The sequence below is a fragment of the Shewanella sp. BF02_Schw genome (assembly GCF_014596695.2).
In the GTDB taxonomy this organism is placed as follows: domain Bacteria; phylum Pseudomonadota; class Gammaproteobacteria; order Enterobacterales; family Shewanellaceae; genus Shewanella.
Map to the genome: position 1 here is coordinate 50,322 of NZ_JABKAW020000008.1, position 23,273 is coordinate 73,594.

A 23,273-nucleotide genomic window follows, 5' to 3' on the forward strand; every position below is an offset into this window, starting at 1 on the left:
AGGACAACGTTATGTCAATCAATGGAATCGTTGTATCTGCAGGTATCGCTTTTGGTAAAGCATTAACTATTACCACCCAACTGCCACCACTCGATTTTAAACTGCTTTCTATTGAACAAATTGACCAGCAACAGCAACAGTTAACCCAGGCAATTCATCACTTGATTGCACATTTACAACACTGCCAACATCACCTGTGCCCAGATTGTGATAATTTCCAACTGATTGATAGCGATATTATGTTGCTTGAAGATGAGGAGCTGCAGCAGCAACTACATCAACATATTGAGCAATTTAGAGTCTGCGCAGCTGTCGCAGTTGATCGTATTTTTAATCAACATGCTGCAGAAATGTTGTCATTAGACAACCCTTATTTGGCCAATCGTAGCGGTGATATAATTTGTTTAGCTAAACGCCTCACCAGTGCTTTGCATGGCCATTTGCAATGGGATTTATCAACACTCACTGAAGACACTATTTTACTCGCTGATGACTTAACCCCTGCTGAATTTGCCATATTGCCATTAACCCACATTACTGGACTTATTCTCGAATCAGGAGGCTTAACAAGCCATACTGCCATTTTGGCTCGGGCAGCAGGAATTCCTGCATTACTCAATTATCAGTTTTCACAATCTGAAGATCCTATTACAGATGGTTCGCAGCTTATTTTAGATGGAATGTCTGGTGAGTTACATATCGCTCCATCAGCTGAACTTTTCGACCAATTAAAGCAAAAACAACAACAAGAGTTACTGCGTCGCCAAGCGTTAATGATTTATAAAGATAAGCCCAGTCAAACCAATGATGGTCATCTGGTCACTTTGCTGGCCAATGTGGGTAATCTGAGTGAAATATCTCATACAGCCGAAGTCGGAGCACAAGGCATTGGCTTGTTTCGTACTGAATTTTTATTGATGAATGCCAAAGCGCTACCTAATGAGCAGCAACAATATAAACTCTATTGTGACGCCCTTCATAGCTTACAAGGTGACGTACTGACCATTCGAACATTTGATATCGGCGCAGATAAAGAGATCCCTTGTTTGCCGCAAAGTAACGAAGATAATCCAGCTCTTGGCATTCGTGGTATTCGCTATAGTTTGGCGCACCCAGAGACCTTTATCACCCAGGTAAAAGCAATACTTCGGGCGGCGAATCATGGCCAGGTTCGATTAATGTTTCCGATGGTAAGCCAGGTTGAAGAACTTGACGCCGCATTTTTATTAATTGAACGTGCCAAAGCAGAATTAATTGAACAAGAAAAAGGTTTTGGTACCCTGAGTTACGGCATTGTGGTTGAAACCCCAGCAGCGGTACTGAACCTACCCAGCATGCTGCCACTGCTCGATTTTGTCAGTATCGGCACCAATGATTTAACTCAATATACTTTAGCGGCCGATAGAACTAATCCACATTTAGCCAAACAATATCCACCTTTATCACCTGCTGTTATTCAATTAATTTCCATCACCATAAACCACTGTAAACAGGCAAATGTTAAAGTCTCTTTATGTGGTGAACTTGGCAGCGATCCATACGTCTTACCTTTGTTAGTCGGACTTGGGCTTGATGAGTTGAGTATCAACCCGGCTAATTTATTAGACGTAAAAGTGGCATTGATTAAAGGTAATTACACAAAATTTGTCCGCCATGCACAACACATTGCTTTGTTAACTCGAATTACTGAAATTCGTAAAGCCATTAACGCTTTTGCACATGATTGCGATTAATCACACGAATAAAGTTGGTAAAGTTGACAGAGCCGTTTACAATTAAGCGCATAAAAATATTAATAAAAGGGGCTTGTTCTTATGGGATTTTTAAGCCGCATTAGACGACTTATTTCCGGCCAACCACCATTAACGGGTGGTATTGCCATTTATGCACCTGTATCGGGTGATATTGTTGCAATTGAAAAAGTACCCGACGTGGTATTTGCTGAAAAAATTGTTGGCGATGGGATTGCTATCGACCCTAAGGGCGAATTTATTGTTGCCCCGATTGATGGCACTATAGGTAAAATTTTTGAAACCAACCACGCATTTAGTATTGAGTCTCCACAAGGGCTTGAGCTGTTTGTGCATTTTGGGGTTGGTACCGTTGAACTTAGAGGCAATGGTTTTAAGCGTTTAGCCGAGGAAGGTCAGCAAGTTAAAGCCGGTGAACCGATTTTGTCTTTCGATTTAGCTTACTTACGCGGAAAAGTTGATAGTTTACTCACTCCGGTAGTGCTGGCCAATATGGAAGACGTTAAACAATTAGATAAGGCCCAAGGCAGCGTTATTGCGGGTAAAGATATTATTTTTACGGTGCAAATGTAACATCAAATTGGTTCGATTTATTTAATACCTCTACTCAATCGTGTCGTAAACTATTACGCCACGATAATATGCAACCTTCAGCTTAAGTGAGCGTAGGTTGCATATTATGAAATCTTTTCAAAACACCGTCTTCGGCTTGTCCAAGCCGCTTCACAATGCCACAATGTTGTTAAATGCATTCAATGATATCAATGTTACATAAGGCACTTTTTCAGGCTTATCTATAGAGCCAAGCCTCTACATGACACCCCTATCGACATTAATGGAGTATTCTTTTGACTTTATACGGCATAAAAAATTGCGATACCGTTCGTAAAGCGCGCAAATGGCTTGAAGCCGAAAAAATTGATTACACGTTTCACGACTTCCGTGAAGATGGCCTAAATGAAGCCATGGTTACGCAGTGGGCTGATGTTGTAGGTTGGGAAACCTTGTTTAACAAACGTAGCACCAGTTTTCGTGGTTTATCTGATGCAGATAAAACGGATATCACTCAAGACAAAGCCATTGCCTTAATGGTGCAACATCCAACATTAATTAAGCGCCCTGTTCTCGTCAATAACGATAAATTACTGGTTGGTTTTAACCTAGCTCAATACCAAGCGTGGTTCGCATAATGAATAATGATGTAGTTGAATTAGCAAAAGATCTGATTTCACGTCCATCGGTAACACCATTGGATGAAGGTTGCCAAACCTTAATGGCCAATCGCCTTGCCGCAATTGGTTTTAACATTGAACCAATGGTTTTTGAAGACACCACCAATATGTGGGCAAGAAGAGGGAACAGTGATCCGGTTTTCTGCTTTGCAGGTCATACCGATGTGGTGCCTACTGGTGATCTTAACCGTTGGCATACTCCTCCGTTTGAACCGACCATTATTGATAACTATTTACATGGTCGTGGTGCAGCAGACATGAAAGGATCGTTAGCCGCGATGATTATCGCGACTGAACGTTTTGTTGCTAAGCATCCAGACCACAACGGCTCTATTGCTTATTTAATTACCAGTGACGAAGAAGGTCCTTTTATTAACGGTACCACTCGGGTTATTGATACGCTCGAAGCTCGTAATGAAAAAATGACATGGGCGCTAGTTGGCGAACCTTCATCAACGCATAAATTGGGTGATGTCGTCAAAAATGGTCGTCGTGGCAGCTTAACGGGCAACTTAACCGTTAACGGAATTCAAGGCCATGTTGCCTATCCACATTTAGCCGACAACCCTATTCATAACGCGGTTCCAGCACTAACTGAACTCGCACAAATGCATTGGGATAACGGTAATGAGTTTTTCCCACCAACCAGTTTCCAAATTGCTAATATAAATGGCGGTACAGGGGCATCTAATGTTATCCCCGGTGAATTAACCGTGATGTTTAACTTCCGTTACTCAACCGAAGTGACCGCTGAAGAGTTAATCCAACGGGTGGTAAGTATTCTTGATGCTCATGGCTTAGATTATGATATCAACTGGATATTTAATGGTTTACCGTTTCTAACGGGTGACGGTCCACTGCTTGATGCAACACGGGAAGCGATTCGCGAAGTCACAGGTTATGAAACCGACCCCCAAACCTCAGGTGGTACCTCAGATGGTCGCTTTATCGCACCAACTGGCGCACAAGTGTTGGAGTTAGGCCCAGTCAACGCGACAATTCATAAAGTGAATGAATGTGTCAACGTGGCCGACTTAGAAATATTAGCTAATTGCTATGAACGCATTTTGGAAAAGCTATTGTGCAAATAAGCTCACTGCTTTGTTCGATTGATATCCCTAACGAGCAAGCTAAACTATACGGTTTAGACGATCGTCATTTAGTTTCAGTAGGACAGTTTTTGCTTGAACAACGCACTGCAACTGCATTTCAGCAGTTGCAGAACGCGGCATCTGCTGCGGGGTTTAATGTACAAATATGTTCGGCATATAGACCATTTGATCGTCAATTGAGTATTTGGAACGCCAAAGCCACAGGTCAGCGACCATTACTCGACCAAGACTCAAATCCAGTTGAGTTTACGTCACTCACGCCCCAACAGCTGATTGATACCATTTTGATATGGTCTGCCCTCCCTGGCGCATCTCGGCATCATTGGGGCACCGATTTCGATATATATGATGCGAATAACATTAGCAAACAAGCACTGCAGTTAATCACTGCAGAATATACCGCCGATGGCCCTTGTGCTTCTCTACATCAATGGCTTATCTCGCATGCTGCTGAGTTTGGATTTTATTTCCCCTATCAACCTGATTTAAGTGGCGTTAGTCCTGAGCCATGGCACATGAGCTATTTTCCTGTCGCTAATGAGTTGTTGGAGCAATTTAGCGCAGATGAATTTGCAAAAGTGTTGTCTGCGGCAGAAATATCGTTAAAATCACCCTTAATTGAACGGCTAACAGAGTTAGTTAATCATTATGTTTTCTTTGTTGCGCCCTCTCCGGCTTAATGTTTGCGCGCATTTCCTCTTTGAATGAGTTTGTTATGTCCACTTTAATGCATCACATAGAAATTGATAATCAACCACTGTATTACTTAGATGAAGGACATGGACCTGTTGTTATTTTTTGTCATGGCTTACTCACCAATAGCACTATGTGGCGATCGCAAATTGACCAACTGTCATCACAGTATCGATGTATTGCCATCGACTTTTGGGGCCATGGTCAAACAACCACTATCCCAGAATCTGTTGAAAATTTACAAGATGTGGCCCAAAACGTATTAACGTTAATGGATAAGCTTGAAATCAACTCTGCCGCCATCGTAGGTCATGGTAGTGGCGGTGCAATTGCGGCAGAGCTTATATTACATGCACCGGCTCGCATTAATGGCTTGGTGATGTTAAACAGTTTTGTGGGATTTGAACCGCAAGTTAATTGCGTTAAATACCAAGGGTTAATGGCTCAAGTTGCCAACGACCAAGCTATATCAGCAGACCTTGCACAAACCATTAGCACATTATATTTTAGTAAAGAGATTGAGCAATTGGTCAACCAAGACCCCAATCTAGCTAATATTGTTGCACAATTTAGCGCTGAATTAACGTCTTACTCTGGCGCCCAACTTACTGCGTTACTTAAATTTGCCAATATGGCCATATTCAAACGTGACACACTCGAATCGGTTGAGTTATTAACATTACCGACTTTGGTGGCCGTAGGATTAAGTGGTTATTTGCGTACCGCACTGGAAAGTTATTTAATGCATGACTGTATTGATGGCAGTCAATTATTGCACATTGAACAAGCTGGTCACTTAGCTAACATCGAAAAACCAGCCATTTTTAATCAGCATCTTGTTGATTTTTTGAGTAAAGTTAATTTTAATTAATCACCTCAATGGATAGACCAGATCCGTCGGCATTGCTGATATACTCATTACAAAATGACATATTACCTGTAATACCTTACCGGTAAAAAACGACCTAATTCGAGCGCTCATGAAACTTCTTAAACCATTATTTGATAATAATCGCCGTTGGGCTGAACGGATCAATAAAGAAGATCCTACCTTTTTTGCGCAACTGGCAAAACAACAAAACCCAGAATACTTATGGATTGGTTGCTCAGATAGCCGAGTGCCTTCTAATCAGATTATCGACTTATTACCCGGTGAAGTGTTTGTTCACCGTAACATCGCTAATATGGTCATTCACACAGATTTAAATTGTTTATCAGTGCTGCAATATGCTGTCGATGTACTAAAAGTAAAGCACATCATGGTCGTTGGGCATTATGGCTGTGGTGGTGTTCGTGCGGCAATGAATAAAGAGCGACTGGGCCTGATTGACAATTGGCTCGGACATTTACGTGACATTTATCGTATTCACGAGGATGCTCTTGAATCGATGAGTGAACAAGGGCGTTTTGATCGCCTGTGTGAGCTTAATGTGATGGAACAAGTGTCAAATGTTGTGTCGACCAACATCGTTCAAGAAGCATGGGATCGTGGCCAAGATGTTGCAATACATGGTTGGATTTACGGAATTAATAACGGATTACTCACAGATTTAGACGTGACAATCGACCGTCTTCATGGGCGCAATTTAGCTTAACCTTGCCTTCTATCTCCATTTACACTTTTAATAGGCCTGTTATTTAGCAGGCCTTTGTTTATTGTTATTAAAAATATGCAATAAAAGTCGCGAACCACCACTGAAGAACGTTATAATCATCCAGTTTATTTAGCGCTACTATGCGCAGAATTTTTAGGAGATGATTTCCATGCCTGGTTTTGAATTATTTGGTCCTGAAGAAAAGCAGGAAGTTGCTGACGTAATGGAGAACGGTTTTACCTTCCGTTATAACTTCGACCATATGCGTAATGATCGCTGGAAAACCCGCGACATGGAGCAACTACTTTGCGAAAAAATGAACGTGAAACACGCTCATTTAGTATCAAGCGGTACTGCTGCATTACAAACTGCAATGGCAGCAGCGGGCATTGGTGCTGGCGATGAAGTTATTGTGCCTCCATTTACCTTCGTAGCCTCTGTTGAAGCCGTGTTTATGGCCGGTGCTGTACCTATTTTTGCTGAAATTGACGAAACATTATGTTTATCTCCAGAAGGTATTGAAGCTGTCATCACACCACGTACCAAGGCTATTAACCTTGTTCATATGTGTGGTTCTATGGCGAAGATGGACGAAATCAAAGCGGTGTGTAAAAAGCATAACTTGGTGATTTTAGAAGATGCATGTCAAGCCATCGGTGGCAGTTATAAAGGCCAAGCATTGGGCACCATCGGTGATGTAGGTTGTTATTCATTTGACTCAGTTAAAACCATCACCTGTGGTGAGGGTGGCGCGATTGTCACTAACAATAGCGAAATTTATAACCACTCACACATGTTTTCAGATCACGGCCATGACCATGTTGGTAATGATCGTGGTGCAGAATCACACCCAATTATGGGTTTGAATTTCCGAATTTCAGAAATGAATGCAGCAATGGGTTTAGCACAATTACGTAAGCTTGATAAAATCATTGCTATTCAGCGTAAAAATAAGAAAACCATTAAAGATGCTATGGCGTCTATTGCTGAAATCACCTTCCGTGAAATTCCAGATCCAGACGGCGATTCTGCAGGCTTCTTAACATTTATGATGCCAACAGAAGAACGCACTCAAGAAATTAATAAAAAGCTGGCTGCCAACAAAGTTGATGGTTGTTTTTACTGGTATGTTAACAACTGGCATTACCTTAAAAATTGGAAACACATCCAAGAACTTAAAGCACCTGCCGCATTACCGATTATGCTAATCGCTGATCGCCCTGACTACACTAAAGTGCTGACACCTAAATCTGACGCTATCATGAGCCGAACGATTTCGATGTTGATCAAGTTGTCTTGGACTGATGAGCAAATAGCTGAACGTATTGAAAATATCAAACGCGCTTTTGCCTAGCATTGATGCCTCTCGGTCAGTGATGGCTCAGAGCACTTTTTACAGTACTTATCTCAATGGAGACTGTTGTAATGAGTTTTAAAAATTTTAAATGTGTACCAAAAATGATCTTTGGCCGTGGTTCATTTGTGCAACTTGATGTTGTATTAGGTCAAGAACGCCAAGATGCTAACGATTTTGTCGTTTTCCTTGTCGATGATGTACATCAAGGTAAACCGCTAGCTGACCGCGTGCCAACTCAAGCGCACGACCTACTGATTTACGTAAACGTAGATGATGAGCCAACAACTGAACAAGTTGATGCGTTAACGGCGCAAGTTAACGCATTTAACACTAAGCTACCAGTGAGCGTAGTCGGTTTAGGCGGCGGTTCAACGATGGACTTAGCCAAAGCCGTATCACTAATGCTCACTAACCCTGGTAGTTCTTCTGAATACCAAGGTTGGGATTTAATTAAAAATCCTGCAATACATCATATTGGTATTCCAACAGTGTCAGGCACGGGTGCTGAAGCATCACGTACTGCAGTATTGTGCGGACCCGTTCGTAAGCTAGGTTTAAACTCAGATTACACCGTGTTTGATCAAATCATCATGGACTCTGAATTAATTGCAGGGGTTCCGACTGATCAGTGGTTCTATACTGGTATGGATTGTTTTATCCATTGTGTAGAATCATTACAAGGCACATACCTCAACGAGTTTGCTAAAGCATTTGCCGAAAAATCAATGGATTTATGTCGTCAAGTGTTCTTAGAAGACCACGCAGAAAAAGACGACAAGTTAATGATGGCGTCATACATGGGCGGTATGAGCATTGCTTATAGCCAAGTCGGTGCATGTCATGCGGTATCTTACGGTTTAGGTTATGTACTGGGTTATCACCACGGTATTGGTAACTGTTTAGCCTTTGACGTGCTGGAAGAATTCTATCCAGAAGGTGTGACTGAATTCCGTAAAATGATGAAAATTCATAACATCACTCTGCCTAAAAACATCTGTAAAGATTTGCCAGATGGAACTATCGCTAAGATGGTTGCTGTGACTAAGAGCATGGGTCCACTTTGGGACAACGTGTACGGTAAAGGCTGGGAAGAGAAAGTTACCGATGAAATGCTGACTAAGTTATTCCGTCGTATATAATAAACGACAGATTAAGTCATAAAGGGCTCTTATGAGCCCTTTTATTTATTGTCTATATTATTGTCACAACCACAAGTAGGTCATATTAATGAAAGTTACTCTATTAATCCCGGCACGTTATGGTTCAAGCCGTTTCCCGGGCAAGCCGCTAGCCCCGATTAATGGTAAACCCATGATCCAACACGTTTATGAACGTGCATCATTAGCAAAAGGCCTCGATAGCATCTATGTTGCTACAGATGACGACCGCATTAAAGATGCCGTTGAATCCTTTGGTGGTAAAGTAGTAATGACCAGCCCTGATGCCGCCTCTGGTACCGACCGTATTAATGATGCCATTGCATTGCTTGGTCTTAACGATGACGATTTAGTGATTAATTTGCAAGGCGATCAACCGCTGATTGATCCTATCTCAATCGAACAAATCATAAGTCTATTTGAACGTCACCCTGGTGAATTCGAAATGGCGACTTTAGGATTTGAAATCGTCGATAAAAGAGAATTAGACGATCCTATGCACGTTAAAATGGTATTTGATAATGACCATAATGCATTGTATTTCTCTCGCTCTCGTATCCCCTTTGGTCGCGATACCAATGACTATCCGGTTTACAAGCATTTAGGTGTTTATGGCTACACTAAGCGTTTTGTGAATGCCTTTGCTAAGTTACCTTTAGGTAGACTTGAAGATCTCGAAAAATTAGAACAGCTACGCGCACTCGAATACGGCCACAAAATTAAAATTGCTATCAGCGCATTTGACTCTCCAGAAGTCGATACCCCTGAAGATATTCGCAAATGTGAACTACGTTTAGCCGTCGACTAACCAAACATATATGCTTATAGCTGGTGTTGTCTTAACAACATCAGCTATAAAATTGCAGGTTAAAAGGAGTTTCCAATGAGTCTAGAAGGTTATGAAGTTTGGCTAATTATCATTTTAGTCATCGGCGTTATTGCAAGTAACATTGCGGTGTTGAAATATTCTGCCAAATTTAAAATGCCTCAATTTGGTGAACATAAAGACCGAGAGCAAAATCCTGAAAAAGAAACCAGTTCACCAGAATCTGAACAAAAACTGACTGAAGAACCTTCAGACGAGAAAGACAACGGCAGCAAAGACAGCAAAGACAAAACGTTATAATGCTCAATGTACCTATCTATAAAATGAGCCTATCTATAATTTAGTGGGTTGCAAATAGCAAAACGCCCATGTTGGCCTATCTTCTCGTTCTTAATCGTTGTTATTTGCCTAGCAGTTATTTTATATCTGTATTTCCATTAGTCATAACCTCTATATGGCGCAACTTAAGCTAATAATAAAGCTAACCTCATAATGGGGTTAGCTTAAAGTATCCAACGGCTCTGTTGCTATACTGATGTTTTAATACCACAGGCAAGTGTTACTCACTGTCAAGTGTGACTCGTTGTTGCTCTTGGTTATTAGGCCAAGCATTAATGACTGCTTTTACTAGCGATGCTAGTGGTATGGCAAAAAAGACTCCCCAAACGCCCCATAAGCCCCCAAAGACTAACACGGCGGCAATAATCACAACCGGGTGTAAATCAACCGCATCAGAAAACAATAGCGGTACCAATACATTGCCATCTAGCGCCTGAATAATCCCATAACCTAACATTAAGTAACCAAACTCAGCACTAAAACCCCATTGAAAAAATGCGACTAATGCAATCGGCAATGTAACCAAAGTAGCGCCAACATATGGGATCAATACCGACAAGCCTGTCAATACACCTAGTAGTGCTGAGTAACGCAGCCCCATGATAGCAAAAAAGATATAACTGGCTACGCCAACAATAACAATTTCAATCACTTTACCACGAATATAATTAAAGATTTGTTGGTCCATTTCAAACCAAACTTTTCTCGCTAGACCACGGTTAGACGGGAAAAATCGTTTGCTGCCATTTAATAAAAAGTCTTTGTCTTTTAAAAAGAAAAATACCAACAATGGCACTAAAATGGCGTACACCATTAATACTAATAATGACGCAGAATAACCTAAAATTTGTTTCCCTAAATCAATAAGGTGCTGTGTATCAAGCATCTTATTAATTTCTTCCATCATCGAATCAAGTTGTGATGCACTCACAAACTGCGGGTAATCAGCGCTAAACTCGCGCACAATTAGCATGCCCTTATCAATCATTGAGGGTAAATCAGTAACCAATGACACCCCTTGACGCCAAATACTGGGCACCAAACCAAACATCAAAATAATCATCACCCCTAAAAATACCACCAACACGATTGTTGCCGCAGCGGTTCGGCTTATACCCAGTCGCGACATTTGTGCTACCGGCCACTCCAGTAAAAACGCTAACACCAAAGCAACCAGCAAAGGCGCAAGCAATCCAGAACCGAAGTACAATGCAAGACCAATCCCAATAATAATAAACATTAACGTTATGGCTTGTGGATCACTAAAACGGGTTTTGTACCAATCAGTTAAAATTTCCAGCATTGAAAAACCTTTTATATAAACAATATCAATTTGTTTTGGTGATGATAAATGACAAACAATGCGGTTGATCAGCAATGATTTCAATACCAAAACCCATTTTTTTTATCAACAAGGGAACATCTCGGCGTGAACCAGGGTCAGATAAGAGTACATGTAATTTTTCATCCACATCCATCTGTTTTAGTAAAAGTTTCACTTTTACTAAAGGATAAGGACAAACATAGGGTGTTAAATCAATTAAAATCATTATCAACTTGCTTTAAACAATCTAGGGCTATTATCCTAGCTTGTACAATAAACCACAAGCAATGTAACTTAAGCAAACTTGCTGGTTAAGCTTAAATTTTCGATTCAATCATCATTAAAGGTTCCGCTTGAGTAAATTATCATTATCGACCTTTTCAAAATCACTGGCTGCTAGCGCTATTAGTGTGCTTTTTGCTGCCAGTATTGGCCACAGTTTTGCCAATAATGATCTTCCAGATCTAGGTACCGCAGCGGTCAATACTTTTAGTTTAGAAAAAGAAACTGTCTACGGAGACGCTTATATGCGCGTTATTCGTTCATCGGCACCGGTACTCAGTGATCCAGTGTTAACCCAATATTTATCTGAACTGGGTAACAAGCTTGTTGCTAATGCCACGGGGGTAAAGACACCATTTTATTTCTTTTTACTCCGCAATGATGAAATCAACGCGTTTGCGTTTTTTGGTGGTCATGTTGGCGTACATACGGGGTTATTTTTAAATGCCGACAACGAAAGTGAACTTGCATCGGTATTAGCCCACGAAATTACCCACGTCACTCAACGCCATTTAGCACGATCTCTTGAGGCACAACAAAAAAGCTCAACTGCCACAATTGTGGGAATGTTAGGGGCTATTTTATTAACGATTGCTGCACCACAAGCCGGTATGGCAGCCTTAGCAACCACTCAGGCCTTAGCAACACAATCTAAAATTAACTATACCCGCTTACATGAAAAAGAAGCTGATCGTATTGGAATGCAAATTCTTGTCGATGCCGGATTTGATCCTAATGCTGCCGCTACATTTTTTGGTCAACTGGCAATTCGTTATCGTTTTACCACAACACCACCACAAATGTTGCTGACGCATCCATTGCCAGAATCACGTATTACCGAGGCACGTAACCGCGCGGCTCAGTACCCTAAAAGTAATGTCCCTAACAGCCTTAACTTTCAGCTAGCTAAAGCGCGTATCCAAGTTCGCTTTTCAAGTTTTAGTGATGATGCCGCGTTATCTTTGTTTGAACAACAACTCAAAAAGAATGAGTATTCGTTTAAACAAGCGGCACTCTACGGCAAAGCGTTAGCACTTTTCCGTTTGGAAAAATTTGCTCAAGCTGAAGTGATCATCGATGATCTACTAAAACAAGATGACAATAATCTGTTCTACATCGACACCAAAACAGATTTGTTAGATCAGAAAAAAGATTTTGCAGGCGCAATAGCATTATTAGAAGCTCAGCGGAAATTGAAACCGACCTCACAAGTGGTCAATGCTAACTTAGCCAATATTTATGTTCAGGCAGATCAACCTAAAAAAGCGATCCCGCTGTTAGAAGAACTGATATTTTTCGATAAGCAAAATATGCTGCCGTATCAAATTATGGCTGATGCATATCGTAAGCTAGACAATAAGGCGCTTGAGTATTATAGCAATGCTGAACTCATGGCCTTATCGGCTAACTATAAAGGTGCTATTGACCAACTCAATTATGCATATCGCTATTCTGATGGACAAAACCTGCAACTGGCGCGAATTGAGGCAAGAATAAGACAATTCAGACAAGCAGATAGGGCAATGGAAGAATTAAAATAGCCGCGATAATCTAACCTTATAAGCTATTTTTTGATAGAATAATGGCAAACAATAAATCTACTTATTGTTTGCCATTTTTTAATGACGGACTATGACAATGACAACCACAAAAACAACGATATACCATAACCCTCGCTGTTCAAAAAGCCGTGAGACGCTCGCATTGTTGCAAGCTAATGCAGTAGATGTCACTGTCGTTGAATACTTAAAGACACCACCTACAGCCGCTGAAATTCAGACTATTTTGCAACAACTTGGTTTAACAGCTCGCCAGCTTATGCGCACTAAAGAAGACGAATATAAAGCTCAAAATTTGGCTGACACATCGTTATCGGAAGATCAGCTCATCGCTGCAATGGTAGCAACACCTAAATTAATTGAACGTCCTATCGTGCTAGCCAACAACAAAGCAGCCATTGGTCGTCCACCAGAAAATGTTTTGTCTATTCTTTAACGAGTAAAATAATGACTTCACAAACCTTGTTTCAACTAAGTCGAATTGGTTACCTTGCATTACTCCTGCTGCTCAGCGGCTGGTTTATTCAACAAGGCATGAATGGCACCTACTCGCTAGGATTCAGCTTAATATGGATTGTACCTTTACTGTTTCCGCTTAAAGGCATCTTAACCGGTAACCCATATACATATGCATGGGCCAGTTTTATTCTGTGTGTATACTTATTACATGGCTTAACCCTTGCTTATGTCACCACTGATGCGCTGGTATTTGCACTGATTGAATCGGTATTGATTTGTGTCTTGTTGGTGAGTTTTCCATTCTATGCACGTAAACGCGGCCGAGAACTGGGATTAGGGTTGAAGAAAAAGTCTGAACAACAATAAACAAACTTCATTTTTGTTGCCTCACTAAGCGCCTTCGGGCGCTTTTTTGTTAGTTGCATTTAACCAAAACAGCGTGCTACATTATTTTGCAAACAAGATGTTATAAAAATGTATTGTTAAATAATAATAAAATAGACATGGAGTCGCTTAATGAAGTTATCGCAAAATTTAGGGATCTATAGCCTTTTAGCCAGTGCCATATTCGTTAGCGCCTGCGGAGGAGATTCAGACAATAACGATCAAGGTGTGCCTACCTCATCCACTTTCGAAATCTGCAGTGAAAGTTTAACTTATTCAATTACCGACACAAACTCTCAATTGGCTTTTACCCTTGAACAGCATTATGCCAAAGACAAGCCTGGCAGCATTATTGCCAACCTTAATGAACAAGACACTATTGGCAAATCATTTTTGTGGCAGCAGATATCAGGACCCAGTCTTGAACTAGCTGCAGTTAATAGCCAAGTATTAGCATTCACACCCACAAGTAACCAAGATTACGCTTTTAAGGTGACTGTCTCTGGCGGTAATATCAACATTGAAGAAACGATATCAATTACTGCCGATTCTAATGACAATATTTTACGCATTAATAGCGATCATCAAATGGTGAATAGAACTGATGCGAGTTTACGTATACAAAATATAAACGGCCAAGTACCTGAAAATATTAGTTGGTGCATGTATCCGAGTGCTAATAATAAAGCCTTTACCAACGTGGATTTGAGTGACATAAATAGGCCACTTTTTGTTGCGCCAAACGTCGATACCGATCAATTATTCAGTCTTAAAGCCACTGCCACATTTGATGGCCAAACCATTAGTGATGACGTCAATTTACTCGTAACCAAAGAAAAAAACGCCCCATCGGACGCCTACTTCAGCTACCCCATTGCACGAATGCACCCTTACAAGCCTAACTCACCTTATGCTAATAATCTGGCCTATTGTGTTTACTCGAACCAACTAGTCAATCAATGTAATATTCTTAACGAGCTGCCCTTTATTAGCCAAGATACTAAGCCAGATCCGATTGATACTATTATGGACAGAGTTCTTGTGTCGCACGACTGGATGGGGGCAAACTTTGAAGCCTATTTACGCGCACAAACACATAATGACTTTGTAGAATTGTTGCAATCAGTGACGGCTGTCGTCATCAGTTACGATATCAGACCAGCCTTTTATACTGGTTTTATAGGAGCAATATATCTTGATCCTGAATACCTGTGGCTAACTTCTGCCCAGCGAGATACGATTAATGAAACGCCTGATTATCGCAGCAACTTTGGTGAAGACCTGAATTATTTATCTCCCTATCGTTATGTCAAAAACAACGATTATGCTGGTCAATATATAGAAATAGGCAACCGTACTAACCGTACCATGGAGAATATGTCTTCTAACCTAGCCAGGCTCTTGTATCATGAACTGGCTCATGCAAATGATTTTTATCCACAAAACATGCATGCCAATATTCAAGGCCCTACTTTAAAAGACGAATTTAATCGTCGTTTTGATGGTAAAGAGATGACATCAGACCAACTTAACATCCGCTATCCATTAACCAGTAATGAGATGTATGGTCTTGCAAAAGTAAATTATGCCGGTGAATCTGCAAATAACACCCAAAAAGCCTATACTCCAAGTGATGTAGCGCTATTTTTCTCAAGTGACCTCGCCAACGATGATTATGCCTATTCATCAACACGAGAAGATGTTGCCATGTTGTTTGAAGAAGTGATGATGAGCCATCGATATGGTATTTTGCGTGATATCGCCATTACTGACAAACCAGAAATTGAGACGAGCTCGACGATTGTGGTTGAATGGGGCCAACGCGGCCGAGTCGGTCAACCTGAGTTATACGATCGCGCTAGCTACGTCTTGAGCCAAATACTGCCTGAAGTTGATGTTAGCCAAGTGATGGACGGTTTACCTGCACCAGTAGCGTTAGTTAAAGGCCAAACTTGGGCACAAAACTTGGTGCTAACAACTGATCCATCACAATCACCACAGAAAATCTCATCACAAACTGAAAAAAACACTGCTGAGACTAGACCATTGCAATTTAGTGGCAGTGATCACGTGAAGCAATAAACCATTGAATCACACAATAAAAAACGCCAAATGAATTCATTTGGCGTTTTTTATTGTGTGATTGCGTAGACTGATGACGATAATTTTTGCCTAAAGAATTAAAACCTAAGGTATTAAAGTCTCAACATCTCTTTTATAAACGGAATAGTCAGTTTACGCTGATGTACCATAGAAGCTTTATCGAGTTTATCGAGTACATCAAACAAGGTGCGTAAATCACGCGCCATTCGCGTCAGTAAAAAGCGCCCTACTTCATCAGACAACTGCAAACCACGCATTGCCGCTCGGCGCTGCAAGGCCACGAGCTTTTCATCGTCTGCCATTGGTTGTAATTGATAGATTAATCCCCATTGCATACGAGAAACCAAATCTGGCAATAAAAACCCCGTTTCAGAAGGTGATGCCTTTCCGCTAACAATTAAACGGCAATCTTGTTGCTCAGCTATACGATTATATAGATGAAAAATAGCTTCTTCCCATACAGGATGACCCGCTATGGCTTCTATATCATCAATACAAATCAATTCCAGAGATTCTAGGCCCTCAAATAATGCCGGTGAAATACTCGCATGAATGCCTAATGGGATATAGAGAGTGCGGCGTTCTAGGTCATTGGCAAGGGCACAAGCTGCATGCATTAAATGCGTGCGGCCTGATTTTTCTGGGCCATATACATACAAAGAAGACGCTAGATTGCCTTCAGCGCTAGCTTGAAGTTTCTGGATCAACTCATCATTACCCGAAGCAGGATAATAACTCTGAAAGGTTTCATCGTCAGGTAGATAAACGGGTAAAGATAATTGTCTTGGTGAGTTTTGTGTCACTCAGATAGGTCTCAAAATCATAAACTAACTAACGTTATTATACCTAAATCCGTCAATTATGCGAGTATCAGCAAGAATCCTGCACATAAAGATCACCTCGGTATAGCATTTCACGCTGTACAATTAAAGTGTACAGCGCACCTTTTGATAATACTTATTGGCCCAACCATTGATAAAGTAATTTAGGCGTAGAATTATCGGCCTTAGACTCATAAAATGACTCCACACTGCCAACGGTATCTAATTTTGATAACCGACTATCAATATTAAGCAATCGTTGCAAATCATCTACACTGCTAAACAATTCTATCGTATAAGTGGCTGCTTCACCCTTAAACTGACTAAGTTTCAGGGATTTCACCGCACTAAGCTGACGAAGATAGGTTTCAATATTTACCACTTGAGTCATGTTGTTTAACCCAGTAAAGCTGACTTGGGTAGCTACATCACTGCCTGTCGAGGCTATGGCAAACTGGCTAATATAATAATCGGCCAGAATGTTCATCATTCGCTTCGTGGCTTGTTGATAATCCGTCGCTTCACCCTGTTGTGAAATTAACGGCTGTAGTACACCATTAGTTCTATTTTTATCAAATAATTTGATGGTGAAATGAACGTTACTGCTTTGAGTATCCAAATTGGCAATAGCGAAGTAATCAGCTTGATAACGGGTAGATGCATTAGCTAACACATCAGTAAACATTCCACGTACATCAGTGATACTCACTTGCATCACATCATCCAAATCCATAATAGGCAGCAATAACGGAATGCCTTTATTATTAGACTCTTGAGCCAACTCTGATCGAATATCGGCTGAAGAAGCATCAGCTAAAATAGACGGTTCATTATTTTCATCAACCGACATCCATAACAAGGTTAATGGTCGTTGACTGCCCCAAACAGGTAAACCGGCTTGACGTAACGTTGAAATAACCCGTTGATGGTCAAAGCTGGCTTTGAGCATGAGTTCACCATTTTTCTCATAATAACCGTATTGAGTCAAAATGACTTCTGGGTTATTAATTTGGTCTTTTACCAATGGGTTTAATACTACACTCGGCAGACCAGAGTTTTTTAAGAAAACGGCAGCTAATGCCTCTTTAAGGGCGTTATTTTTCACATCGTTTGCGCGTGAAGCTACCGTAATATCGGCTTCATCAAGCTTGCTCACTTCAGCAGCATGCACAAGCGTAATCGAGGTTAACGCAATTAGTGGTAACGTAATGAGATTAATTAGTTTTTTCAGCATCTGATAACATAAACGCAGCAAATATAAGTGAACAAATTATATCATAATAAAATTCTATCGAGTAATGGATAACGAAAACTCTTTTTTACTGCCGCCAAATTGACCCAGTATTGTAGCCATATCAAATAACAATAATCGCTACAGCGTCCTCAAAGTTGTTATGCATATTATCGCTTTTATGTGACAATTCGCGCCGTTTAATCACACGCTAACTTTCTAAATAATGATGGAGAACAATATGAAACGCGTGTTAATTCCGCTTCAAGGCGCACAAATGCTATTTGTCGCTTTTGGGGCACTCGTGCTAATGCCGTTATTAACGGGTTTAGACACCAGTGTCGCATTATTTACAGCCGGTTTCGGTACCCTACTGTTTCAATTAGTCACTAAACGTCAAGTACCTGTATTCCTCGCTTCTTCCTTTGCCTTTATTGCGCCCATTTTATATGGCGTACAAACATGGGGTATTCCTGCCACCATGGGCGGTTTAATGGCTGCTGGCGTGGTGTATATGCTACTTGGATTAACAGTAAAACTTCGTGGCACTGGATTTATACATACTTTATTACCTCCGGTTGTTGTCGGCCCAGTCATTATGATCATTGGCTTAGGCTTAGCGCCTGTAGCCGTCAATATGGCATTAGGTAAAAGTGGTGATGGAAGCTTGATCATCGTAGAGCAAAATGTCGCGCTAACGATTTCACTTTCGGCATTAATGACCACCATAATCGTAGCGATTTTTGCTAAAGGATTGGTCCGACTAATGCCTATTCTGGCGGGTATATTGGTTGGCTATGGTGTGAGCTTAGCCTTTGGTGTTGTCGATTTCACCCCAGTTACTCAAGCGGCTTGGTTAGCCATGCCAAACTTTGTCGCCCCAGAATTTAACTGGCATGCGATTCTATTTATGATCCCAGTTGCCATTGCACCAGCGGTTGAACATATCGGCGATATTTTAGCCATTTCTAACGTGACGGGTAAAGACTATTTTAAAAAGCCTGGTTTACATCGCACCCTTACTGGCGATGGTATTGCTACGATAGCAGCGTCGGCATTGGGCGGTCCGCCTAATACCACTTACAGTGAAGTAACCGGTGCGGTTACACTGACCAAAAGTTTTGATCCACGGATCATGACCTGGACAGCCATCACTGCGATAACCCTAGCTTTTGTCGGTAAATTGGGTGCCATGATGCAAACCATACCTGTACCGGTAATGGGCGGTATTATGTGCTTATTATTTGGCTCGATTGCAGCTGTTGGATTAAATACCTTAATTCGTCATCAAGTCGATTTATCTGAACCTCGTAATCTGAGTATTGTCGGGGTAACGTTGGTGTTTGGTATTGGCGGAATGGCGTTTGGTATTGGCTCGTTTAGCTTAACGGGGATAAGTTTGTGCGGTATTGTTGCTATTTTGATGAACTTGATTTTACCTGCCGTGAAAAAGCCACAGGTTGAAAAGTAACTTTCTGTAACCGCATGCAGAAGCACTGCTTTGTAAGTACATGTTTTAAAAAATAATAAAAAGCCCCAACAGCCTTTCGCTTTGGGGCTTTTTTTGAGTGCGTAAACACTCAATCATCTGCAATTACTCTGCTGCGTCTTCTGTACGGAATTTATCAGCAGTTGCTTTAATAATTGGTTGAAGTTCACCTTTTTGGAACATTTCAGTGATAATGTCACAGCCACCAATTAACTCGCCTTCTACCCATAATTGTGGGAATGTTGGCCAGTTAGCAAATTTTGGTAATTCAGCACGAATATCTGGATGCTGTAAAATATCTACGAACGCAAATTGTTCACCACAGTTGATCATCACTTGAGCAACTTGAGATGAAAATCCACAGCTTGGTAATTTAGGTGAACCTTTCATGTACACAATAATTGGGTTTTCGGTAATTTGCTGTTTAATCTTTTCTACAGTTTCCATTTGATTTCCTAAGTACGACGACTGAATACATAATGTCTATTGTACGACACCTAGACTAAGAACAAAATGCCACAGTTTGTAGGGTTTATCTAAAATCCATAAAATCGATTACTGCAATCCACATAATTCCCTAAACAATGATTCACATCACAAAAATAATCAGTACAATAGCAATAGAGCAATGTTACCTGATGGGTAAACAAAACGATAACCTGAATCCATGGAGAGATACTAATGGCCTTCGAATTACCAGCATTACCTTATGCAAAGAACGCACTTGAACCACACATTTCTCAAGAAACCATTGAGTTCCATTATGGTAAGCATCACAACACATATGTGGTTAAACTAAACGGTTTAGTTGAAGGAACTGAGTTTGCGGGCAAAACACTAGAAGAAGTTGTTAAAACTTCAACTGGCGGTATGTTCAACAACGCGGCTCAAGTTTGGAACCACACTTTTTACTGGAACTGCTTAGCACCTAATGCTGGCGGCGAAGCAACTGGCGATATCGCTGCTGCTATCAATGCTTCTTTTGGTTCTTTTGAAGAATTCAAAGCTAAATTTACTGATTCTGCAGTAAATAACTTTGGTAGCGCTTGGACATGGTTAGTGAAAAAAGCTGATGGTTCATTAGCGATTGTTAACACTAGCAATGCTGCTACACCGTTAACAGATGAGTCTGTTACGATTCTATTAACTGTAGATGTATGGGAACATGCTTACTACGTTGATTACCGTAACGCACGTCCAGAATATTTAGCTCACTTCTGGCAGCTTGTTAACTGGGAATTTGTTAATAAGAATTTTGCTGCTTAATTTCGATTAACTGCAAAAACTAAAGGAGCCTTCTGGCTCCTTTTTTTGTCATTTTATCCGCCTAAAGTACGCTGCCTATCATCAGACTATGTTTGCAACTATTGCAAATGCTACTGTTTGTTATTGTTTTTATTTGATTTATTTTTCATTAAAACTTCGCCAAGTTATTTACCCTGTCCTACACTTTAGTCGTAAAGCCTAATATTGCGCTAACAGATTTAACATTACATTCTTGACCATCGCATTCATCACTCAGGCTTTTTACGTCATACAACTGTACGTTTTGAGGGGGTTACTATGGGCATTTTTGAGCACTATCAACAACGCTATGAAAAAAAACGTGACGAAGAATATACCTTAGAGCAATTTCTCGATATCTGTAAACAAGACAGAAGTGCCTATGTGTCTGCTGCCGAACGGTTACTCATGGCCATTGGTGAACCGCAGATTATTGACACAGCAAAAAATCCAATTTTAAGTCGGATTTTTTCTAATCGTGTTATTGCACAGTATCCCGCATTTAAAGATTTCTATGGTATGGAAGATGCGATTGAACAAATCGTGGCCTACTTGAAACATTCTGCTCAAGGCTTAGAAGAGTCAAAGCAAATATTATATCTCTTAGGCCCTGTCGGTGGCGGTAAATCATCGCTGGCCGAAAAACTCAAAGCATTAATGCAACAAGTGCCGATTTACATATTAACTGCCGATGGCGTTCGTAGTCCTGTCAACGACCACCCATTTTGTCTGTTTGATCCTGAAGAAGACAGTGAACTACTCAAAAACGAATACAACATACCAAGTCGTTATATCAAAACGATTATGTCACCATGGACAGTAAAACGTTTACACCAGTATGGTGGTAATATCTCAAAATTTAGAGTCGTAAAAGTGTATCCATCGGTGCTCGATCAAATCGGTATTGCTAAAACAGAACCCGGAGACGAAAATAACCAAGATATTTCTGCTTTGGTGGGTAAAGTTGATATTCGTCAGTTAGAACATTTTTCACAAGATGATGCCGACGCTTATGCTTACTCAGGTGCGTTATGTCGTGCAAACCAAGGGTTGATGGAGTTTGTTGAAATGTTTAAAGCCCCCATTAAGGTACTTCATCCATTATTGACTGCGACTCAGGAAGGCAATTACAACGGTACTGAAGGCTTATCGGCCTTGCCGTATAACGGTATTATTTTGGCCCATTCTAATGAGTCAGAATGGTCCGCGTTTAGGAATAATAAAAATAACGAAGCGTTTTTAGATCGCGTCTATATTGTCAAAGTGCCCTATTGTTTGCGGGTATCTGAAGAAATGGAAATTTATCAAAAATTATTGGCTAATTCTGAATTATCCACTGCATCTTGTGCTCCTGGGACCTTAGAAACCCTGGCACAATTTAGCGTGTTATCGCGTTTAAAAGTGCCCGAAAACTCGTCTATTTATTCTAAAATGCGCGTCTATAACGGTGAAAGCTTAAAAGACACCGATCCCAAAGCGAAATCCTACCAAGAATATCGTGACTATGCTGGCGTAGATGAAGGCATGCAAGGGCTATCGACCCGATTTGCATTTAAGATTTTGTCACGAGTATTCAATTTTGACAGTGCAGAAATCGCCGCAAACCCAGTCCACTTATTTTATGTACTGGAAAAGCAAATTGAACAAGAACAATTTCCTAACGATATAAGTGAGAAATATTTAGAGTTTCTTAAAGGTTATTTAATCCCTAAGTATGTTGAGTTTATCGGTAAAGAGATCCAAACCGCTTACCTTGAGTCGTATTCTGAATACGGACAAAATATTTTCGATCGTTATGTTACCTATGCTGATTTTTGGATCCAAGATCAAGAATATCGCGACCCAGAAACAGGACAACTTTTTGATCGTGGTGCCTTAAATGCTGAATTGGAGAAAATTGAAAAACCAGCGGGGATCAGTAATCCAAAAGATTTCCGCAATGAAATTGTTAACTTCGTCTTACGTGCTCGAGCCAATAATGAAGGTAATAATCCTCTGTGGACTAGCTATGAGAAATTACGCACCGTGATTGAGAAAAAAATGTTTTCCAACACTGAAGATTTGCTGCCCGTTATTTCGTTTAACGGCAAAACATCGAATGACGATCAGCGTAAGCATGACGACTTTGTTAATCGCATGATGGAAAAAGGTTACACCAAAAAACAAGTCAGACTATTGTCAGAATGGTATTTACGAGTGCGTAAATCATCGTAGACACCCAATAATTGGTAGCGCCGCTGACCAGGGCGCTACCAAACATAAGACTTGGGAGCGA

General features: G+C 40.7%; 23 protein-coding genes. 18 read left to right on the forward strand and 5 right to left on the reverse strand.

Going from position 1 to position 23,273, the window contains the following annotated elements; all coding sequences use genetic code 11:
• Nucleotides 1-11: 11 nt before the first annotated feature.
• The 11 genes from ptsP (at nt 12) to HNW13_RS21170 (ending at nt 10,023) form a co-directional block, all read left to right on the forward strand.
• Nucleotides 12-1,733, forward strand: coding sequence for a phosphoenolpyruvate--protein phosphotransferase (ptsP, locus tag HNW13_RS21120; protein WP_192116074.1), 1,722 nt, complete (start codon nt 12-14; stop codon nt 1,731-1,733).
• Between the two features lie 81 nt (nt 1,734-1,814).
• On the forward strand, nt 1,815-2,324 hold the full coding sequence (crr, locus tag HNW13_RS21125) for a PTS glucose transporter subunit IIA (protein ID WP_101087606.1): 510 nt from the start codon (nt 1,815-1,817) through the stop codon (nt 2,322-2,324).
• Between the two features lie 275 nt (nt 2,325-2,599).
• The gene (locus tag HNW13_RS21130; RefSeq protein WP_101087605.1) at nt 2,600-2,941 is read left to right on the forward strand and encodes an ArsC family reductase; all 342 of its coding nucleotides are present in this window, start codon (nt 2,600-2,602) and stop codon (nt 2,939-2,941) included.
• Nucleotides 2,929-4,074, forward strand: a complete 1,146-nt coding sequence (gene dapE, locus HNW13_RS21135) for a succinyl-diaminopimelate desuccinylase (protein WP_192116075.1) — start codon at nt 2,929-2,931, stop codon at nt 4,072-4,074. The genes HNW13_RS21130 and dapE overlap by 13 nt, the downstream gene beginning before the upstream one ends.
• The gene (locus HNW13_RS21140) at nt 4,065-4,775 is read left to right on the forward strand and encodes a M15 family metallopeptidase (RefSeq protein ID WP_192116076.1); all 711 of its coding nucleotides are present in this window, start codon (nt 4,065-4,067) and stop codon (nt 4,773-4,775) included. The genes dapE and HNW13_RS21140 overlap by 10 nt, the downstream gene beginning before the upstream one ends.
• A gap of 35 nt (nt 4,776-4,810) precedes the next feature.
• Entirely contained in the window at nt 4,811-5,659 is an 849-nt protein-coding gene (locus tag HNW13_RS21145; RefSeq protein WP_182743663.1) for an alpha/beta hydrolase, read from the forward strand.
• A 109-nt stretch (nt 5,660-5,768) separates the two neighbouring features.
• On the forward strand, nt 5,769-6,383 hold the full coding sequence (gene can, locus HNW13_RS21150) for a carbonate dehydratase (RefSeq protein WP_101087601.1): 615 nt from the start codon (nt 5,769-5,771) through the stop codon (nt 6,381-6,383).
• A gap of 169 nt (nt 6,384-6,552) precedes the next feature.
• Nucleotides 6,553-7,737 (forward strand): 8-amino-3,8-dideoxy-alpha-D-manno-octulosonate transaminase KdnA, encoded by a 1,185-nt coding sequence (gene kdnA / locus HNW13_RS21155; RefSeq protein ID WP_011637227.1) that lies wholly within the window; start codon nt 6,553-6,555, stop codon nt 7,735-7,737.
• Nucleotides 7,738-7,808: 71 nt separating this feature from the next.
• Nucleotides 7,809-8,879, forward strand: a complete 1,071-nt coding sequence (kdnB, locus tag HNW13_RS21160) for a 3-deoxy-alpha-D-manno-octulosonate 8-oxidase KdnB (RefSeq protein WP_192116077.1) — start codon at nt 7,809-7,811, stop codon at nt 8,877-8,879.
• Nucleotides 8,880-8,967: 88 nt separating this feature from the next.
• On the forward strand, nt 8,968-9,705 hold the full coding sequence (kdsB, locus tag HNW13_RS21165) for an 8-amino-3,8-dideoxy-manno-octulosonate cytidylyltransferase KdsB (RefSeq protein ID WP_101087599.1): 738 nt from the start codon (nt 8,968-8,970) through the stop codon (nt 9,703-9,705).
• A gap of 75 nt (nt 9,706-9,780) precedes the next feature.
• Nucleotides 9,781-10,023 (forward strand): DUF2897 family protein, encoded by a 243-nt coding sequence (locus tag HNW13_RS21170; protein WP_182743665.1) that lies wholly within the window; start codon nt 9,781-9,783, stop codon nt 10,021-10,023.
• A 259-nt stretch (nt 10,024-10,282) separates the two neighbouring features.
• On the opposite strand, the gene HNW13_RS21175 is transcribed toward HNW13_RS21170, so the two are convergent.
• Entirely contained in the window at nt 10,283-11,365 is a 1,083-nt protein-coding gene (locus HNW13_RS21175; RefSeq protein WP_101087597.1) for an AI-2E family transporter, read from the reverse strand.
• Nucleotides 11,366-11,390: 25 nt separating this feature from the next.
• On the reverse strand, nt 11,391-11,612 hold the full coding sequence (locus HNW13_RS21180) for a sulfurtransferase TusA family protein (protein WP_162022940.1): 222 nt from the start codon (nt 11,610-11,612) through the stop codon (nt 11,391-11,393).
• Between the two features lie 163 nt (nt 11,613-11,775).
• Between HNW13_RS21180 and HNW13_RS21185 the strand changes: the two genes are divergently transcribed.
• From HNW13_RS21185 to HNW13_RS21200, 4 genes are all read left to right on the forward strand, one after another.
• Nucleotides 11,776-13,209 (forward strand): M48 family metalloprotease, encoded by a 1,434-nt coding sequence (locus tag HNW13_RS21185; protein ID WP_243756365.1) that lies wholly within the window; start codon nt 11,776-11,778, stop codon nt 13,207-13,209.
• Between the two features lie 97 nt (nt 13,210-13,306).
• Complete coding sequence (gene arsC, locus HNW13_RS21190; RefSeq protein WP_101087594.1) at nt 13,307-13,663, forward strand: arsenate reductase (glutaredoxin); 357 nt, start codon at nt 13,307-13,309, stop codon at nt 13,661-13,663.
• An 11-nt stretch (nt 13,664-13,674) separates the two neighbouring features.
• Nucleotides 13,675-14,052 carry a DUF2069 domain-containing protein gene (locus HNW13_RS21195; RefSeq protein ID WP_011637219.1) on the forward strand — a complete coding sequence of 126 codons (378 nt, stop codon included), beginning with the start codon at nt 13,675-13,677 and terminating at the stop codon, nt 14,050-14,052.
• A gap of 150 nt (nt 14,053-14,202) precedes the next feature.
• Nucleotides 14,203-16,152: a hypothetical protein gene (locus HNW13_RS21200; protein WP_192116079.1), complete on the forward strand. Its 1,950-nt coding sequence runs from the start codon at nt 14,203-14,205 to the stop codon at nt 16,150-16,152.
• A gap of 113 nt (nt 16,153-16,265) precedes the next feature.
• On the opposite strand, the gene hda is transcribed toward HNW13_RS21200, so the two are convergent.
• Nucleotides 16,266-16,976 carry a DnaA inactivator Hda gene (hda, locus tag HNW13_RS21205; protein WP_059745344.1) on the reverse strand — a complete coding sequence of 237 codons (711 nt, stop codon included), beginning with the start codon at nt 16,974-16,976 and terminating at the stop codon, nt 16,266-16,268.
• Between the two features lie 154 nt (nt 16,977-17,130).
• Nucleotides 17,131-18,228, reverse strand: a complete 1,098-nt coding sequence (locus HNW13_RS21210; protein WP_101087592.1) for a DUF2066 domain-containing protein — start codon at nt 18,226-18,228, stop codon at nt 17,131-17,133.
• A 238-nt stretch (nt 18,229-18,466) separates the two neighbouring features.
• On the opposite strand from HNW13_RS21210, the gene HNW13_RS21215 reads away from it, so the two are divergent.
• Entirely contained in the window at nt 18,467-19,696 is a 1,230-nt protein-coding gene (locus HNW13_RS21215; protein ID WP_101087591.1) for a uracil-xanthine permease family protein, read from the forward strand.
• Nucleotides 19,697-19,819: 123 nt separating this feature from the next.
• Here the strand turns inward: HNW13_RS21215 and grxD are convergent, their stop codons facing one another.
• Nucleotides 19,820-20,161 (reverse strand): Grx4 family monothiol glutaredoxin, encoded by a 342-nt coding sequence (gene grxD / locus HNW13_RS21220; protein WP_101087590.1) that lies wholly within the window; start codon nt 20,159-20,161, stop codon nt 19,820-19,822.
• Nucleotides 20,162-20,395: 234 nt separating this feature from the next.
• On the opposite strand from grxD, the gene sodB reads away from it, so the two are divergent.
• Nucleotides 20,396-20,980 (forward strand): superoxide dismutase [Fe], encoded by a 585-nt coding sequence (sodB, locus tag HNW13_RS21225; protein WP_011637213.1) that lies wholly within the window; start codon nt 20,396-20,398, stop codon nt 20,978-20,980.
• A gap of 297 nt (nt 20,981-21,277) precedes the next feature.
• Nucleotides 21,278-23,212, forward strand: a complete 1,935-nt coding sequence (locus tag HNW13_RS21230; RefSeq protein ID WP_162022937.1) for a PrkA family serine protein kinase — start codon at nt 21,278-21,280, stop codon at nt 23,210-23,212.
• The last annotated feature ends 61 nt before the right edge of the window (nt 23,213-23,273 follow it).

Coding starts and splice junctions, on each gene's coding strand:
- kdnB (WP_192116077.1), top strand. CDS start 7,809: ATGAGTTTTAAAAATTTTAAATGTGTACCAAAAATGATCTTTGGCCGT.
- can (WP_101087601.1), top strand. CDS start 5,769: ATGAAACTTCTTAAACCATTATTTGATAATAATCGCCGTTGGGCTGAA.
- grxD (WP_101087590.1), bottom strand. CDS start 20,161: ATGGAAACTGTAGAAAAGATTAAACAGCAAATTACCGAAAACCCAATT.
- HNW13_RS21145 (WP_182743663.1), top strand. CDS start 4,811: ATGTCCACTTTAATGCATCACATAGAAATTGATAATCAACCACTGTAT.
- HNW13_RS21200 (WP_192116079.1), top strand. CDS start 14,203: ATGAAGTTATCGCAAAATTTAGGGATCTATAGCCTTTTAGCCAGTGCC.
- HNW13_RS21210 (WP_101087592.1), bottom strand. CDS start 18,228: ATGCTGAAAAAACTAATTAATCTCATTACGTTACCACTAATTGCGTTA.
- sodB (WP_011637213.1), top strand. CDS start 20,396: ATGGCCTTCGAATTACCAGCATTACCTTATGCAAAGAACGCACTTGAA.
- HNW13_RS21170 (WP_182743665.1), top strand. CDS start 9,781: ATGAGTCTAGAAGGTTATGAAGTTTGGCTAATTATCATTTTAGTCATC.
- ptsP (WP_192116074.1), top strand. CDS start 12: ATGTCAATCAATGGAATCGTTGTATCTGCAGGTATCGCTTTTGGTAAA.
- HNW13_RS21195 (WP_011637219.1), top strand. CDS start 13,675: ATGACTTCACAAACCTTGTTTCAACTAAGTCGAATTGGTTACCTTGCA.
- HNW13_RS21180 (WP_162022940.1), bottom strand. CDS start 11,612: ATGATTTTAATTGATTTAACACCCTATGTTTGTCCTTATCCTTTAGTA.
- HNW13_RS21230 (WP_162022937.1), top strand. CDS start 21,278: ATGGGCATTTTTGAGCACTATCAACAACGCTATGAAAAAAAACGTGAC.
- arsC (WP_101087594.1), top strand. CDS start 13,307: ATGACAACCACAAAAACAACGATATACCATAACCCTCGCTGTTCAAAA.
- kdsB (WP_101087599.1), top strand. CDS start 8,968: ATGAAAGTTACTCTATTAATCCCGGCACGTTATGGTTCAAGCCGTTTC.
- kdnA (WP_011637227.1), top strand. CDS start 6,553: ATGCCTGGTTTTGAATTATTTGGTCCTGAAGAAAAGCAGGAAGTTGCT.
- crr (WP_101087606.1), top strand. CDS start 1,815: ATGGGATTTTTAAGCCGCATTAGACGACTTATTTCCGGCCAACCACCA.
- HNW13_RS21215 (WP_101087591.1), top strand. CDS start 18,467: ATGAAACGCGTGTTAATTCCGCTTCAAGGCGCACAAATGCTATTTGTC.
- HNW13_RS21175 (WP_101087597.1), bottom strand. CDS start 11,365: ATGCTGGAAATTTTAACTGATTGGTACAAAACCCGTTTTAGTGATCCA.